The following is a 13,796-nucleotide window of genomic DNA, read 5'->3' as shown; positions in this document are numbered from 1 at the left end:
TGTATGTATATTATTTATTCTATGTTAACGAATTTCGTCGGCATCGTCGAGCGTAAGCAGTCCTGTAGGAATACGCATGGCTATAACTTTGTGCATCTGGTCTATTTCTACCATCAGTTCCTCACTGGCAGGAATTAGAACTTCCTCGCCGGCATGGTCTACTACAAAAAGCACATTGACGGTTGTATCATCCACATCAACAATCTCGCCTATGTCTCCGGTTTCTACATCACGCAATGTAAAACCTATAAAGAAAGTCCACGAAGCATCTTCCACTTCCTCATCGGTAACGTATTTCACAGGGAAATACACCTCTACATTCGTAAATTTCCGCGCAGCCTCCGTAGAGTTAATATCTTCCAACTTAATCAGCGCGGTAGAGTCCGACCGGAAACGATATTCCTCTATAAAGAAAGGAACATAGATACCATCGAGCAAGCAGATAAGATAATCGCATTCCTCTACACGATCAAAGATATCGTCTGTAAAAGTAAACGACAGCTCGCCATGAATACCATGCGGCTTATTAAACTGCCCGATTTTATAAACTTCCTCTTCCTTTATCATAGACGGGTAATCTTTGCTCCGATAGCATTTAAGCGTCCTTCTATATTCTGGTAACCGCGGTCTATCTGTTCTATATTCTGAATACGGCTCACACCATCGGCACTCATTGCTGCGATAAGCAACGCAATTCCTGCACGAATATCGGGCGAAGTCATGTTACCCGCACGGAGTGTAAATTGATGTCCATGTCCAATAACAACAGCACGGTGTGGGTCACAAAGAATAATCTGCGCACCCATATCAATCAATTTATCGACAAAGAACAAGCGACTCTCAAACATTTTCTGATGTATCAACACACTTCCTTTGGCTTGCGTGGCAACTACAAGAATCACACTAAGCAAGTCGGGTGTTAAACCCGGCCAAGGAGCATCGGCTATACTCATAATAGAGCCGTCGATAAAAGATTCTATCTGATAAAATTCCTGTGCAGGAACAAAGATATCATCTCCCCGCTGTTCTATTTTAATACCCAAGCGGCGAAAGCTATCGGGTATAATCCCTAAGTTTTCGTAAGACACATTCTTGATGGTTATTTCACTTTGCGTCATGGCAGCCATACCGATGAAACTACCTACCTCAATCATATCGGGAAGCACCGTATGCTCTGTTCCACCCAAAGACTCTACACCTTCTATGGTTAGCAGGTTAGATGCAATGCCGCTTATCTTTGCACCCATGCGATTGAGCATTTTACAAAGTTGTTGTAAGTAGGGTTCGCAAGCTGCATTGTAAATGGTTGTTTTTCCTTTTGCCAGTACTGCCGCCATCACGATATTGGCTGTTCCGGTAACAGAAGCCTCGTCGAGCAGCATATACGTACCTTTCAGCTCCTTGGCTGTTACTTCGTACACTTCTTGCTTCTCGTTATAGTGGAAGTCGGCTCCCAGATTCTGAATACCTACAAAGTGTGTATCCAAGCGGCGACGACCAATCTTATCGCCCCCGGGCTTTGATATTAACGCTTTACCAAAACGGGCTACCAACGGACCAATAAGCATAACCGAGCCACGCAGGCTGGAGCATTTCTTAAGAAAATCCTCACTTTCCAAATACTTCAAATCCACATTGTTTGCCTGGAAAGTATACGAATCGCAACTGTTTTTAGCTACTGCAACTCCCATATCGCGCAACAACTGAATAAGATTGTTCACATCTAATATATCAGGAATGTTATGAACCGTGATTGCTTCGGAGGTAAGCAGTGTGGCACAAAGTATTTGTAACACTTCGTTTTTTGCGCCTTGCGGATGTATATCTCCTTTAAGTTTGTGTCCTCCTTCTATTATAAATGATCCCATAGTGTATAGTATTAAGTGAAAATATTACTTGTGGTATCTCCTTTGATTGGAACGTTGTTGGTTTTGTTGTGGTTGACGACGATTCTGCATTGTCTGACGCACCTCCATAAGGCGAAGAACCTCATCGGTTAGCCAAAGCTTACCACCCGAAAGTTCCATCAGGTCTTCGTTTATCTTACCGTCATCTATCGTGTCTTTGTTCCAGGCAATATAATCTTTCTTCATGTGGTTGGCTATTAATGCCAACAGATTATTTTTTTCGTCGCCTTCGGGAAACTCCATGGCCTTCTTTATAAGTACTTCGAGTGTACGGCCATAGTGACGATAGCGTATGCGAGTGCTTGGATAAGGTATTTGATCGGGTTTGGTATCGAGGTTATCTTTCGCGATAATTTCATACGGATAATCAATATCCAGCTTGAAATTGGCCATAATAGCCAAGTGATCCCAAAGCTTATGCTTAAAATCGGGTACATCGCGCAGGTGTGGAAACATACCTCCCATGATATTGATAATGGTATTGGCACAACGCTGCCGTTCGGAACGTTCTTCGAGCGTCAAAGCGTAATCTACCATATTCTGAATACTTCTTCCATATTCCGGAAGGGGTAATTTTTTTCGTTGTGTATTATACTGCATATAGTTATTTATTTTTTCGGCTAACACCGAAAATTAGAGTTGTTTCTTGGGTTGGGTTGCTACAAACTCCTTCAGGTAGAAGGGTTCGAAGTAAGCAACATCTTTAAAATTCTTATTCGCCATTTCTTTCTCGGCAAGCGGGAACATCATTTTGGCAAGCGGATGTATATCATCAATAAAGTGAGCATTGGCATGGGTTATTTTCTCTTTGCACTTAGCGGCTCCATTGCCAAAGAAATAGACCGGCTGATGTTCTAAGAACTCCAAATAGGAATTCTCATCTATTATATCGGCGGCTGTTTCGCGTTTTACTTGTAACGCGCGATCGTATATTGCTGCATAAACTTCCATACGCCGGGCATCAAGCATGGGGCAGAGCAACGCATCTTCGGGTAATTCGTGTTGCAACAAAACAGGCACACAAAGAACTTCGAGCGTGGGCAACCCAATTAAAGGAACTTCACGACCGTAGCAAATTCCTTTCGCCATAGATACTCCAATGCGCAAGCCTGTATACGAACCGGGGCCACAGCTTACTGCAACGGCATCCAACGGAATAGCATGACTGTCAATCAGGGAAAGTGCTTCATCAACAAAGGAACCTAAAACCACTGCGTGAGACGGTCCTTGATAATCTTCTTTGGTGAATATAGTATGCCCGTCTTCGCTCACAGCAACCGAACAAACAGGCGTAGAAGTCTCAATATGTAATATACACGACATAATTATCCTTTAATACCCCGCAAAGCTAACGAAAAGAAATGAGAATGGAGAATGGAGTATGGATATTTTTATGTAGTTTTGCAGCAAACTGATACAGAATTATGATACAATCAATGACTGGCTACGGCAAAGCCACAGCCGAATTACCCGACAAAAAGATAAATGTAGAAATCAAATCGCTCAATAGCAAAGCACTTGATTTATCCACCCGCATAGCTCCCATATATCGCGAAAAAGAGATAGAAATACGTACCGAATTGTCTAAACAGTTAGAGCGAGGTAAGGTAGACTTCAGCCTTTGGATAGAAAAGAAAGATACTGCTGAAGCTGTGACAACTATCAATATGGCTTTGGTAGAGGGTTATTATAAACAAATAAACGCCATATCGGACACATTGAGTATTCCAGTTCCTTCGGATTGGTTTCAAACATTGCTGCGTATGCCGGATGTAATGTCTAAGGCAGAGATTCAGGAATTAAGTGAGGAGGAGTGGCAAGTGGTGCACGAAGCCATTAAAACAGCAGTTAGTCAGTTGGTGGAGTTTCGCAAACAAGAGGGACTGGCACTGGTAGATAAACTCAATCATAATATACAAACCATTTACAGCTTGCTCGAAGCAGTGGTTCCTTACGAAAAAGAGCGCGTAGAGAAAGTAAGAGAACGCATTACCGAAGCTTTAGAGAAGACTCTCAGCGTAGATTATGACAAAAATAGACTGGAGCAGGAACTCATTTTTTACATTGAGCGACTGGACATAAACGAAGAGAAACAACGCCTCACCAATCATCTGAAATATTTCATCGACACCATGGAGGGTAATAGCGGACAAGGAAAGAAACTTGGATTCATCGCACAGGAAATGGGACGCGAAATAAACACCTTAGGCAGCAAATCCAATCACTCCGAGATGCAAAAAATCGTAGTGCAGATGAAGGATGAACTGGAACAAATAAAGGAGCAGGTATTAAACTTATTATAAGAGCTTTAGGCTATGAGTGGCAAACTAATTATATTTTCGGCACCTTCGGGATCGGGCAAATCAACCATCATCAATGAGTTATTGACTAAAGACCTGAATCTGGCTTTTTCCGTATCGGCAACCAGCCGTGCCCCTCGTGGAAAAGAAAAACATGGCGTAGAATATTATTTCTTATCACCCGAGAAGTTTCAAGAGCACATTAGCAAGGACGAATTCCTTGAGTACGAAGAGGTTTATCAGGGATGCTACTACGGCACACTCAAAGCTCCCATCGAAGAGTTACTTCAAGAGGGCAAAAACGTGGTGTTCGACGTAGATGTAGTAGGCGGTGTGAACATAAAGAAATACTATGGCAACAGGGCCTTATCCATCTTTATACAGCCCCCTTCCATCGAAGAATTGCGCAAACGACTCACCGCGCGCAGCACCGATGCTCCCGAAGTTATAGAGAAACGCATAGCCAAAGCCGAGTACGAACTTGGTTTTGCCAACCAGTTTGATACAATCGTTGTTAACGACGACCTGGAGAAAGCAGTACAAGAAACACACACGCTTGTAAAGGAATTTATCAGCAAATAGCCATGCTAAAAACCGGAATCTTCGGCGGCTCATTCAACCCCATCCATAAAGCACACTTGGCTATTGCCAACTATTTGTGCGAGTTTGCCGGACTGGATGAGTTGTGGTTCCTGGTTTCTCCACAAAATCCATTAAAACAACAAGAGGAACTATTGCCCGATGCATTTCGGCTACAACTGGTGCAAACCGCTATAAGAAACCACCCCAAACTCAAAGCATCAGATTTTGAGTTCGCACTGCCTCGTCCTTCCTATACCATAAATACACTAGATGCGCTGAAAGCGGCCTATCCCAATCGCGAATTCTACTTAATAATAGGCGGAGATAACTGGGTTAATTTCCACCGTTGGTACCAAAGCGAAAGAGTTATTGAGGAAAACAAAATCATTATTTATCCACGACCGGGATTTGTTATTGACGAAGCAACGCTACCGCAAACCGTTACACTATCGGATGCACCGGTTATGGACATTAGCTCCACCTACATAAGAAATGCGATAAAAGAAGGAAAGGATGTGAGCTCCTTCCTACACCCTGAAGTGTATAGATTATTGGTTGATTATCTACACGCATCTTCTTAATCAATATATCTTAATGAGTTAGCGGCGTAATGCAATAAGTTATGCTCATAATGCAATGAGTTATGGTCATAACTCGTTGAGTTATTGGCGTAACTCAATGGATTAGTATTATTTGCGAAGCTGCCTCAATTATTTTTTAGTATCAGTTGCCAGCTGCTTTTAGCTGTTCTTTAGTATCAGTTGCCGGCTGCTTTAGCTGTTCTTCAGGATCAATTGCCGGCTGCTTTAGCTGCCGGATCTGTAAGGTATTTTTTGAATTGGCTTTAGCCAAATCTTTTCTTTTGGCTAAAGCCATTGCTCATTATAATCCTCTCATCCGTCGGTTAAAACCGACGGCAATTGATGCTGCGCTGTGTATCTATTGTTGACAGCTAAAGTACAGACAATTAGTGCTATCTCTATTTGCGAAGCTGCCTCAATGTAATCAAAACAACTTCGGTAGGCGCAAACATCCGTATTTTCTTTCGTGAGGTTCCCAACCCATTCGTAGTATAAACAGACATGCCGTCAGAGTTCCGGTTCATTCCGGTGCGAAATCGCTGCCCATAGTGCGAATTGGTTTGAGGGGCATACAATCCAAATAACGTAACCTGTCCACCATGCGTATGTCCTGCCAGAGCAAGGTCGGCTCCTGCCACGGAAACATCTTCTACATAATCGGGCGTATGCACCAGCAGGATAACAAAATCTTCGGGAGCAAGCCCAAGCGTAGGCGACACCCCATTCTTCTGCAAATCGAAAGGATTCTTTATGCCTGCAATAATAATCTGTTCGCCATCCTTATATAGTGTATCGAGTTGCTGCTCGAGCAGACGAATTTGCTGTGACTCCATCTGGGCGAGAATCGTTTCATAGCACACTCCTGTATCGTGATTTCCCATAACAGCAACCGTGCCGCAGGTAGTGCGAATGGTTCCCAATGCAGCAAAAAGTTCGGGCATATATTGGCAACCATTGTGATAATCGCCACCAAGCAAAAGCACATCTGCCCGAAGCGAATTAACGGTCTTCACGAGTTGTCGCAAGCGTTTGGGAGTAAACAAACTGGGATAATGCAAGTCCGAGATAAAGACCAATCGAAAGCCACCGAATGCTGCCGGAACATCCTCATGAGCAAACGTTAACTTCTTTACCCGCCCAATGCCCGGATGCGACACATTCAGCGTGGCACAGGAGCAAAGCAGATAGAAGACGGAAAAAAGCAAAAGAAGTTTTCGCATGAGATTTCTACGTTTGTGCAGCAAATATAACTATTGTATCTTTGCCAAACAATTCTAAATAAATGAAGAATGAACCCCATTACTATAAACTCGCCCAAAGCATGGTTGCTCGCCGCCCGCCCCAAGACACTGACCGGTGCACTGATACCCGTCATGGTGGGTAGTGCATTGGCTTTTTCGGACGGTTTGTTCAACTGGTTTCCAGCATTGGTCTGCGCGCTTTTCGCCTGTCTGATGCAGATTGCCGCCAATTTCATCAACGACCTCTTCGACTTCTTGAAAGGAGCCGACCGCAGCGACCGGCTGGGTCCCGAGCGTGCTTGTGCACAAGGCTGGATTACGGCAAATGCTATGAAAACAGGCATTTTCCTTACCGTTTCCCTTGCCTGTGCCCTGGGCTGCACGCTGCTTTTCTATGGAGGTTGGGAGCTGATAATTGTAGGTGTGGTGTGCGTGGTGTTTGCTTTTTTATATACGGCTGGTCCATATCCGCTTTCATACAATGGCTGGGGAGATGTGTTGGTTTTGCTCTTTTTCGGATTTATTCCTGTGGGTGGCACGTACCATGTACAGGCGCTTACCATAACTCCGCAGGTATTGGTTGCATCGCTTATTTGCGGCATCACTATTGATACATTGCTGGTGGTAAATAACTATCGGGACCGTGAGGCCGACAAGGAAAGTGGGAAACGCACCATCATTGTTCGTTTGGGAGAACCGTTTGGCAGATATTTGTACTTGGCATTGGGTTTAGCGGCTGCAGGTTGCTGCTTGTTATTTCTTATCTGGGGATATCATTACGCGGCATGGCTACCACAACTATATATTATTCCGCACATCCTTACCTGGCAGAAAATGTCGAAGATACGTAGTGGTAAAAAACTAAACAGCATATTGGGCGAAACTTCGCGCAATATGCTGCTCATTGGACTTTTACTAACTATTGGGTTAGCGCTAAACTAAGAAACTCAGCGCTTGTCGTACATATTTTCGTAATATTTTTGGTAATCGCCCGATGTCACTTCCTTCACCCATGCCTGATTGTTAAGATACCACTCGATGGTTCTTACAATGCCAACTTCAAAACTTGTTTCGGGCACCCAGCCCAATTCATTGGTAATTTTAGTGGGGTCTATGGCGTAACGCTGGTCGTGTCCGAGCCTGTCTTTCACAAAGGTTATCAGGTCGTTGTTTATCCATTCGATGCTGATTTCCCCTTTCTCATTCAAGTCCTTCTTTTTAAGAATTTCGCGATACTCGGGTTTCTCGGTCATCAGACGATGCACGGTCGAGATGGTTAATTTTACGATATCAATATTTGTCTTCTCATTATGTCCGCCTACGTTGTAGACCTGTCCTTCGGTACCCTTGCGAACTACCAAGTCGATGGCTTTGCAATGGTCTTCTACATAGAGCCAGTCGCGCACGTTCATACCATCTCCATAAACGGGAAGCTTCTTACCTTCTAGAATATTCTTAATAATAAGCGGAATCAGCTTTTCAGGGAAATGATACGGACCATAATTATTTGAGCAACGGGTTATGGTAACCGGCATTTTAAACGTGTCGTGATACGCCTGCACAAAGAAGTCGGCACTTGCTTTTGATGCACTGTAAGGGCTATGAGGATCTATTGGAGTTGTTTCGGTAAAGTAACCTTCTGCTCCAAGCGAGCCATATACCTCATCGGTCGATACCTGATGAAAGCGTACACCTTTGCGCCAGGTAGGATAACCGTTTGCATCTTTGCCCATCACCCAGGCACGGGTAGCCGCATCGAGTAGGTTTTGTGTTCCCAAGATATTGGTAATAAGAAACAACTGTGGGTTTTCAATACTCCTGTCTACATGGCTCTCGGCGGCAAAGTTTACTACGTAATCAAATTTATATTTGCTAAACAAATCATCGGCCAATTCGCGGCTACAGATATCTCCTTTCACAAACACGCAGTGCTCATCGTCAATATCACTTATGATGGTTCCTAAATTGCCGGCATAGGTCAAAGCATCGAGCACAACAACTTTTACATCATCGTGTTTAGACAACAAATATTTCAAATAATTAGCGCCGATAAACCCGGCTGCCCCTGTAACTAAATAAGTTTTCATTATATCTTGGTGTTATTTTGTTTAAACGTAAAATCGCATCTATATCGCAAAGAAAGGGAAGTTTTCTGAGCTTACAAAACAATTGTATGAAAAGTTAGAGCACCCCTCTACCCGGCAAGTTCTACTACTTCCAAATCCTTAAACGAGCCATTATCTATTGTAAACCGCACGAGCGTGCGCACCTTGTGAAATCCCGAAAGACCGGCAGCACCCGGATTGATATGTAACATATCGAGTGTTTTATCATATTTCACTTTCAGGATATGCGAATGTCCGCTAATAAATAGTTTGGGTGGTTTAGCCAGAATACTTCCCACGATAGAAGAATCGTAATTGCCGGGATAGCCACCGATGTGCTTAATCAGCACCTCTGCGCTATCAATAACAAACCGGTTCCGCTCCGGAAAGAGTTTGCGAATGTCTTGTCCGTCAATATTTCCGTACACAGCGCGCAACGGACGAAAAGCATTCAGTTTATCCACTACCTCCATCGAACCAATGTCTCCGGCATGCCATATTTCGTCACAACCTTCAAAATAGTGCAGGTATTTCTCATCCCAATAAGCATGTGTATCCGACAAGAGTCCTATTTTTGTCATAATTTCTTTGTTTATTACGGCAAAGGTAGTATTTTTGAGCAAAAGAGTTTTTATGCAAACCACATATAATTATTTCAAAAGAGATATAAGTTGGCTGTCATTCAACTACCGGGTACTGCTCGAAGCCGATGATGACAAGCTACCGTTATATGAACGCATAAACTTCATTTCCATTTACTCTTCCAATCTCGAAGAATTCTACAAGGTACGAGTTGCCGACCACCGTGCCGCAGCTTCGGGTATAGCAAGAAACAGCGACGAAGATGTACAATCATCCAAAGACCTGCTTACCGACATCAGTAATGAGGTAAACAGGCAACTGGAAAAACGTATTCAAATTTACGAGAGGAAGATACTGCCCGCTTTACGCAAGAACAACATCATTTTTTATCAAAGCCAAAAAGAGCTCGAACCATTTCATCAGGAATACATAAAAGATTTTTTCAGAGAGGAAGTCTTTCCGTTCCTGCAACCAGTGCCCATTGGCAAGGATAAAGTGATATCCTTTCTGCGAGACGAGCGATTGTACCTTGCCGTACGATTAATTAGTGTGGCTACAAAAGAGACTGCATACTACGTACTAAAAATACCACACAGCAAAGTACCTCGTTTTATAGAGCTACCACGCATAAAAAACGATTACTACATCATGTTTATCGAGGATATCATTAAAGCTAATCTGGCCATGATATTCCCCGGCTACAAAGTAGATTGCAGTTACAGTATTAAGATATCGAGAGATGCGGATATTGTTATTGACGATGCGCTTCAGGCAGGTATCATAGAACAAGTGAAGAAGAAAGTGAAGAAAAGAAAGATTGGAGCTGTCAGCCGTTTTGTGTACGACCGTAACATGCCCGATGATTTTCTTTCCTTTCTGATAGAAGCTTTCAACATAAACAGGCATGAGTTAGTGCCGGGCGAGAAACACCTGAACCTGGAAGATTTAAGAACACTCCCCTGCCCCAACAAGCAAATGCAACTCGAGAAGCCCGAGCCTATGCTATTGAATTGCTTGAATGGAAAAGAGTCTATCTTCCAGTATGTAGCACACAAAGATTTGATGTTGCACTATCCATACCACTCTTTCGACCATTTCATTCATTTCTTATACGAAGCTGGAAACGACGCAAGGGTAAGCGAGATTATGGTGACTCAATATCGTGTTGCCGAAAACTCAGCCGTTATCAACTCATTGATTGCCGCCGCGCGAAGTGGAAAGAAAGTAACCGTTTTTGTTGAACTGAAGGCTCGCTTCGACGAAGAGAATAACCTCGCAACCGCCGAAATGATGAAAGCTGCCGGAATCAATATTATATATAGCATACCGGGACTGAAAGTTCACGCCAAGGTAGCCTTGGTACTACGTCGTAACACTCAAGGAAAACCCATCCGAAGCTATGCGTACATCAGCACAGGCAACTTCAACGAAAAAACCGCCAAGCAATATTCGGACGTAGGCCTGTTTACAACCAATAAAACAATTGTAAACGACTTACACAACTTGTTCTTAACACTCGAAGGGCAAAAAGGAACCCAGTTTCGCAAACTACTTGTGGCACAGTTCAATCTTATACCTCAAATTAATGAGCTTATCGACACCGAAATTAAGCTGGTTGAAGAAGGAAAAGAGGGACGAATTATTTTGAAGTTAAATGCGCTACAAGACCCCACCATGATTGATCGTCTGTACGAAGCCTCACAAAAAGGGGTACAAATCGATTTGATTATTCGTGGTATTTGTTGCCTTATTCCCAATCAGCCCTACAGCCAGAACATACGCATTACCCGCATTGTAGATACATTCCTGGAACATACAAGAATTGTTTACTTCGGCAACAATGGAGATCCTAAAGTCTATCTGGGTTCGCCCGACTGGATGAAGCGCAATCTTTATCGCCGCATTGAGGCTGTTGCACCCGTGCTTGACAAGGAGTTGCGGCAAGAAATTATCGAATTACTTACCATTCAGCTCTGCGATAATCAAAAAGCTTGCTTTATCGATGAAAATTTAGAAAACATCTTCAAAAAAAATAACGCGGCACAGCCCGTTCGCGCGCAATATTCGTTCTACGAGTATCTTAAAAAGAAGAATGACACAACACTGTAATACGATTGAAATCCATCTGCAATAATTTTATCGTTTCTTTGCCAACATATATTATAATATGTATATGGAAACACTCTACTTAGGTTTGATAATTTTCATTTTCGTATTAGCGATTTATGATATTATTGTTGGGGTAAGCAATGACGCAGTAAATTTTCTAAATTCGGCAGTAGGTGCAAAAGCAGCACCTTTCAAAGTGGTACTTATTATTGCCGCTATAGGTGTCTTTGCAGGAGCAACGCTCTCTAATGGCATGATGGATATTGCCCGTCATGGCATTTACCAACCCCAATTCTTCTACTTTTCGGAAATCATGTGCATACTGCTTACGGTTATGCTTACCGACGTGGTTCTTCTTGATTTGTTCAATTCGATGGGCATGCCCACATCGACCACCGTATCTATGGTGTTTGAGCTACTGGGAGCTACTTTTGCCATCGCACTGATTAAGGTGGCAAACAGCGACACCTTAGAACTTGGAAACCTTATCAACACCGACAAAGCGCTTTCCGTCATCATGGCCATTTTCTTATCGGTTGCTATCGCATTCCTCTTCGGTATGATTGTTCAGTACATAGCCCGCCTCGTCTTTACCTTTAATTACAAGAAGAAGATGAAATATAGTATCGCAATTTTCGGGGGTATTGCTACCACAGCCATTATTTACTTTATGCTGATTAAGGGACTAAAAGACAGTTCGTTCATGACTGCGGAAAACAAGCTGTGGGTGCAAGACAACAGTTGGCTAATCGTGTGTTACTCTTTTGTGTTCTTCACGATATTCATGCAACTATTGCATTGGATGAAGGTTAATGTGTTCAAAATCATCGTATTGCTCGGCACCTTTGCTTTGGCTTTGGCTTTCGCCGGAAACGACTTAGTGAATTTTATCGGTGTACCACTTGCCGGTTATTCCGCCTTCCTCGATTTTACAACCAATGGCGCAGGAGCTACACCAGATAGTTTCTTGATGGATTCATTGCTGGATTCGGCGCAAACGCCCTGGTATTTCCTATTGGGAGCGGGGTTCATCATGGTTTACGCGCTGTTTACTTCAAAGAAAGCACACAATGTTATTAAAACCTCGGTCGATCTCTCTCGTCAGGATGAAGGAGAAGAATCATTCGGCAGCACACCCATTGCTCGTAAATTTGTTCGATTAGCATTAAATTTCTCTACTGTTGTTACTAAATCAGTACCCGACAAAACAAAGGTTTGGATAGATTCCCGATTTCGCAAGAGTGAAATAATCCTGGAGGATGGTGCCTCTTTCGACTTGGTTCGCGCTTCGGTCAACTTGGTATTGGCAGGTCTGCTCATTGCTGTTGGTACTTCACTAAAGCTACCGCTGTCTACCACCTATGTAACCTTTATGGTAGCTATGGGGTCGTCACTGTCCGACCGTGCATGGGGTAGAGACTCTGCGGTATTTCGCATAACAGGTGTGCTTTCCGTTATTGGTGGCTGGTTTCTTACCGCGGGAGCCGCCTTTACCATCAGTTTTGTAGTAGCACTGATTATTTATTATGGTGGAGTTGTCGCTATACTCGCCATGGCTGGTCTTGCCGCGCTTTCTTTAATTCGTAGCCAGGTATTATATAAAAAGAAGAAAGCAAGAGAGGCAAAAAGCGAAACCGTTACGCAGTTGTTTAAAAGTGCTGACTCCGAAGAAACTCTTTCGTTACTGCGCATGTATACCCGCGAAGAAATAGGAAAGATACTCGATTTCACAGCTAACACCTTTCAACTAACTGTAGGCTCCTTCTTCGAAGAGAATCTGCGTGGCTTGCGCAAAGCGTCGGGTAGCATCAAGTTCGAGAAGCAACTTATTAAGCAGATGAAAAGAACCGGCGCGCTTGCCGTTTCTCGCCTCGACAACCAAACGCTTATCAATAAAGGACTCTACTATTATCAAGGGAATGACTTTGCCGCCGAGTTGGCCTATAGCTTAGACCGTATGTGCGAACCCATTCTTGAGCATATTGATAACAACTTCACCCCATTGGAAGTGGCGCAAAAAGAAGAGTTTGGAGTTATTGCCGAAGAAATTGTTGGGCTCGTTAACTCATGTAGCGACAAGTTAAAGAAGAACGATTATAGCGACTTTAATCACGATATTCAAGTTTCCAACAAAGTCAACAATCAGCTCTCCGGTCTTAAACGCATTGAGTTGCAACGTATCCAGAATCAGTCCGGTAGCATTAAAATGAGCCTCGTGTATCTTGCCTTGTTGCAAGAGGCACAGAATCTGGTTACCTATTCGATAAACCTGATGAAGGTTAATCTGAAATTCCAACAGGAAGATTACTTCTAAAAATCCACACAATAAAAAAGCCGCAGTCGAAAATCGAATGCGGCTCACACTTATCTTAAGTTTTACTTTCCTCTA

At 43.2% G+C, this 13,796-nt stretch carries 14 protein-coding genes; 6 read left to right on the top strand and 8 right to left on the bottom strand.

Annotated elements, in window-relative coordinates; translation table 11 throughout:
• Positions 1-24 precede the first annotated feature (24 nt).
• The 4 genes from rimM to tsaB are packed head-to-tail and all read right to left on the bottom strand — an operon-like array spanning position 25 to position 3,230.
• Entirely contained in the window at positions 25-567 is a 543-nt protein-coding gene (gene rimM, locus D0T50_RS02480) for a ribosome maturation factor RimM (protein WP_163221642.1), read from the bottom strand.
• Complete coding sequence (murA, locus tag D0T50_RS02475) at positions 564-1,868, bottom strand: UDP-N-acetylglucosamine 1-carboxyvinyltransferase (RefSeq protein WP_163221640.1); 1,305 nt, start codon at positions 1,866-1,868, stop codon at positions 564-566. Before murA ends, rimM begins: the two co-directional genes overlap by 4 nt.
• A 24-nt stretch (positions 1,869-1,892) precedes the next feature.
• Entirely contained in the window at positions 1,893-2,507 is a 615-nt protein-coding gene (locus D0T50_RS02470) for a DUF4290 domain-containing protein (RefSeq protein ID WP_163221638.1), read from the bottom strand.
• A gap of 33 nt (positions 2,508-2,540) precedes the next feature.
• On the bottom strand, positions 2,541-3,230 hold the full coding sequence (tsaB, locus tag D0T50_RS02465) for a tRNA (adenosine(37)-N6)-threonylcarbamoyltransferase complex dimerization subunit type 1 TsaB (RefSeq protein ID WP_163221636.1): 690 nt from the start codon (positions 3,228-3,230) through the stop codon (positions 2,541-2,543).
• A 101-nt stretch (positions 3,231-3,331) separates the two neighbouring features.
• Here tsaB and D0T50_RS02460 point away from each other — a divergent pair, with 101 nt between their 5' ends.
• Genes D0T50_RS02460 through nadD form a run of 3 tightly spaced genes read left to right on the top strand, consistent with a single transcriptional unit; the run spans position 3,332 to position 5,370 of the window.
• Positions 3,332-4,210, top strand: coding sequence for a YicC/YloC family endoribonuclease (locus D0T50_RS02460; protein ID WP_163221634.1), 879 nt, complete (start codon positions 3,332-3,334; stop codon positions 4,208-4,210).
• Positions 4,211-4,222: 12 nt separating this feature from the next.
• Positions 4,223-4,789 (top strand): guanylate kinase, encoded by a 567-nt coding sequence (gene gmk / locus D0T50_RS02455; protein WP_163221632.1) that lies wholly within the window; start codon positions 4,223-4,225, stop codon positions 4,787-4,789.
• Between the two features lie 2 nt (positions 4,790-4,791).
• Positions 4,792-5,370: a nicotinate (nicotinamide) nucleotide adenylyltransferase gene (gene nadD, locus D0T50_RS02450; RefSeq protein ID WP_203558167.1), complete on the top strand. Its 579-nt coding sequence runs from the start codon at positions 4,792-4,794 to the stop codon at positions 5,368-5,370.
• Positions 5,371-5,512: 142 nt separating this feature from the next.
• Here the strand turns inward: nadD and D0T50_RS02445 are convergent, their stop codons facing one another.
• Together D0T50_RS02445 and D0T50_RS02440 are read right to left on the bottom strand one after the other, a co-directional pair.
• Positions 5,513-5,665, bottom strand: a complete 153-nt coding sequence (locus D0T50_RS02445; protein WP_163221630.1) for a hypothetical protein — start codon at positions 5,663-5,665, stop codon at positions 5,513-5,515.
• A 103-nt stretch (positions 5,666-5,768) separates the two neighbouring features.
• Positions 5,769-6,590 (bottom strand): metallophosphoesterase, encoded by an 822-nt coding sequence (locus tag D0T50_RS02440; protein WP_163221628.1) that lies wholly within the window; start codon positions 6,588-6,590, stop codon positions 5,769-5,771.
• Between the two features lie 69 nt (positions 6,591-6,659).
• Between D0T50_RS02440 and D0T50_RS02435 the strand changes: the two genes are divergently transcribed.
• Positions 6,660-7,553, top strand: a complete 894-nt coding sequence (locus D0T50_RS02435; protein ID WP_163221626.1) for a 1,4-dihydroxy-2-naphthoate polyprenyltransferase — start codon at positions 6,660-6,662, stop codon at positions 7,551-7,553.
• Positions 7,554-7,558: 5 nt separating this feature from the next.
• Here D0T50_RS02435 and rfbB read toward each other — a convergent pair whose 3' ends face one another.
• Together rfbB and D0T50_RS02425 are read right to left on the bottom strand one after the other, a co-directional pair.
• The gene (gene rfbB, locus D0T50_RS02430; RefSeq protein ID WP_163221624.1) at positions 7,559-8,698 is read right to left on the bottom strand and encodes a dTDP-glucose 4,6-dehydratase; all 1,140 of its coding nucleotides are present in this window, start codon (positions 8,696-8,698) and stop codon (positions 7,559-7,561) included.
• Between the two features lie 107 nt (positions 8,699-8,805).
• A complete protein-coding gene (locus D0T50_RS02425; protein ID WP_163221622.1) occupies positions 8,806-9,297 on the bottom strand; it encodes a metallophosphoesterase in 492 nt (163 codons plus the stop codon).
• Between the two features lie 52 nt (positions 9,298-9,349).
• On the opposite strand from D0T50_RS02425, the gene D0T50_RS02420 reads away from it, so the two are divergent.
• Entirely contained in the window at positions 9,350-11,407 is a 2,058-nt protein-coding gene (locus D0T50_RS02420) for an RNA degradosome polyphosphate kinase (protein ID WP_163221620.1), read from the top strand.
• A gap of 64 nt (positions 11,408-11,471) precedes the next feature.
• Positions 11,472-13,721: an inorganic phosphate transporter gene (locus D0T50_RS02415; protein ID WP_163221618.1), complete on the top strand. Its 2,250-nt coding sequence runs from the start codon at positions 11,472-11,474 to the stop codon at positions 13,719-13,721.
• Positions 13,722-13,796: the final 75 nt, after the last annotated feature.

It is taken from the genome of Bacteroides sp. 214, from assembly GCF_010501015.1.
GTDB lineage: Bacteria > Bacteroidota > Bacteroidia > Bacteroidales > Bacteroidaceae > Bacteroides.
This window is presented reverse-complemented; position numbering and strand designations above follow the sequence as displayed.

Excerpts from the sequence above, each read along its gene's own strand:
- D0T50_RS02440 (WP_163221628.1), bottom strand. The coding sequence starts at position 6,590 with ATGCGAAAACTTCTTTTGCTTTTTTCCGTCTTCTATCTGCTTTGCTCC.
- rfbB (WP_163221624.1), bottom strand. The coding sequence starts at position 8,698 with ATGAAAACTTATTTAGTTACAGGGGCAGCCGGGTTTATCGGCGCTAAT.
- nadD (WP_203558167.1), top strand. The coding sequence starts at position 4,792 with ATGCTAAAAACCGGAATCTTCGGCGGCTCATTCAACCCCATCCATAAA.
- D0T50_RS02420 (WP_163221620.1), top strand. The coding sequence starts at position 9,350 with ATGCAAACCACATATAATTATTTCAAAAGAGATATAAGTTGGCTGTCA.
- gmk (WP_163221632.1), top strand. The coding sequence starts at position 4,223 with ATGAGTGGCAAACTAATTATATTTTCGGCACCTTCGGGATCGGGCAAA.
- rimM (WP_163221642.1), bottom strand. The coding sequence starts at position 567 with ATGATAAAGGAAGAGGAAGTTTATAAAATCGGGCAGTTTAATAAGCCG.
- D0T50_RS02460 (WP_163221634.1), top strand. The coding sequence starts at position 3,332 with ATGATACAATCAATGACTGGCTACGGCAAAGCCACAGCCGAATTACCC.
- D0T50_RS02415 (WP_163221618.1), top strand. The coding sequence starts at position 11,472 with ATGGAAACACTCTACTTAGGTTTGATAATTTTCATTTTCGTATTAGCG.
- D0T50_RS02435 (WP_163221626.1), top strand. The coding sequence starts at position 6,660 with ATGAACCCCATTACTATAAACTCGCCCAAAGCATGGTTGCTCGCCGCC.
- tsaB (WP_163221636.1), bottom strand. The coding sequence starts at position 3,230 with ATGTCGTGTATATTACATATTGAGACTTCTACGCCTGTTTGTTCGGTT.
- murA (WP_163221640.1), bottom strand. The coding sequence starts at position 1,868 with ATGGGATCATTTATAATAGAAGGAGGACACAAACTTAAAGGAGATATA.
- D0T50_RS02425 (WP_163221622.1), bottom strand. The coding sequence starts at position 9,297 with ATGACAAAAATAGGACTCTTGTCGGATACACATGCTTATTGGGATGAG.
- D0T50_RS02445 (WP_163221630.1), bottom strand. The coding sequence starts at position 5,665 with ATGGCTTTAGCCAAAAGAAAAGATTTGGCTAAAGCCAATTCAAAAAAT.
- D0T50_RS02470 (WP_163221638.1), bottom strand. The coding sequence starts at position 2,507 with ATGCAGTATAATACACAACGAAAAAAATTACCCCTTCCGGAATATGGA.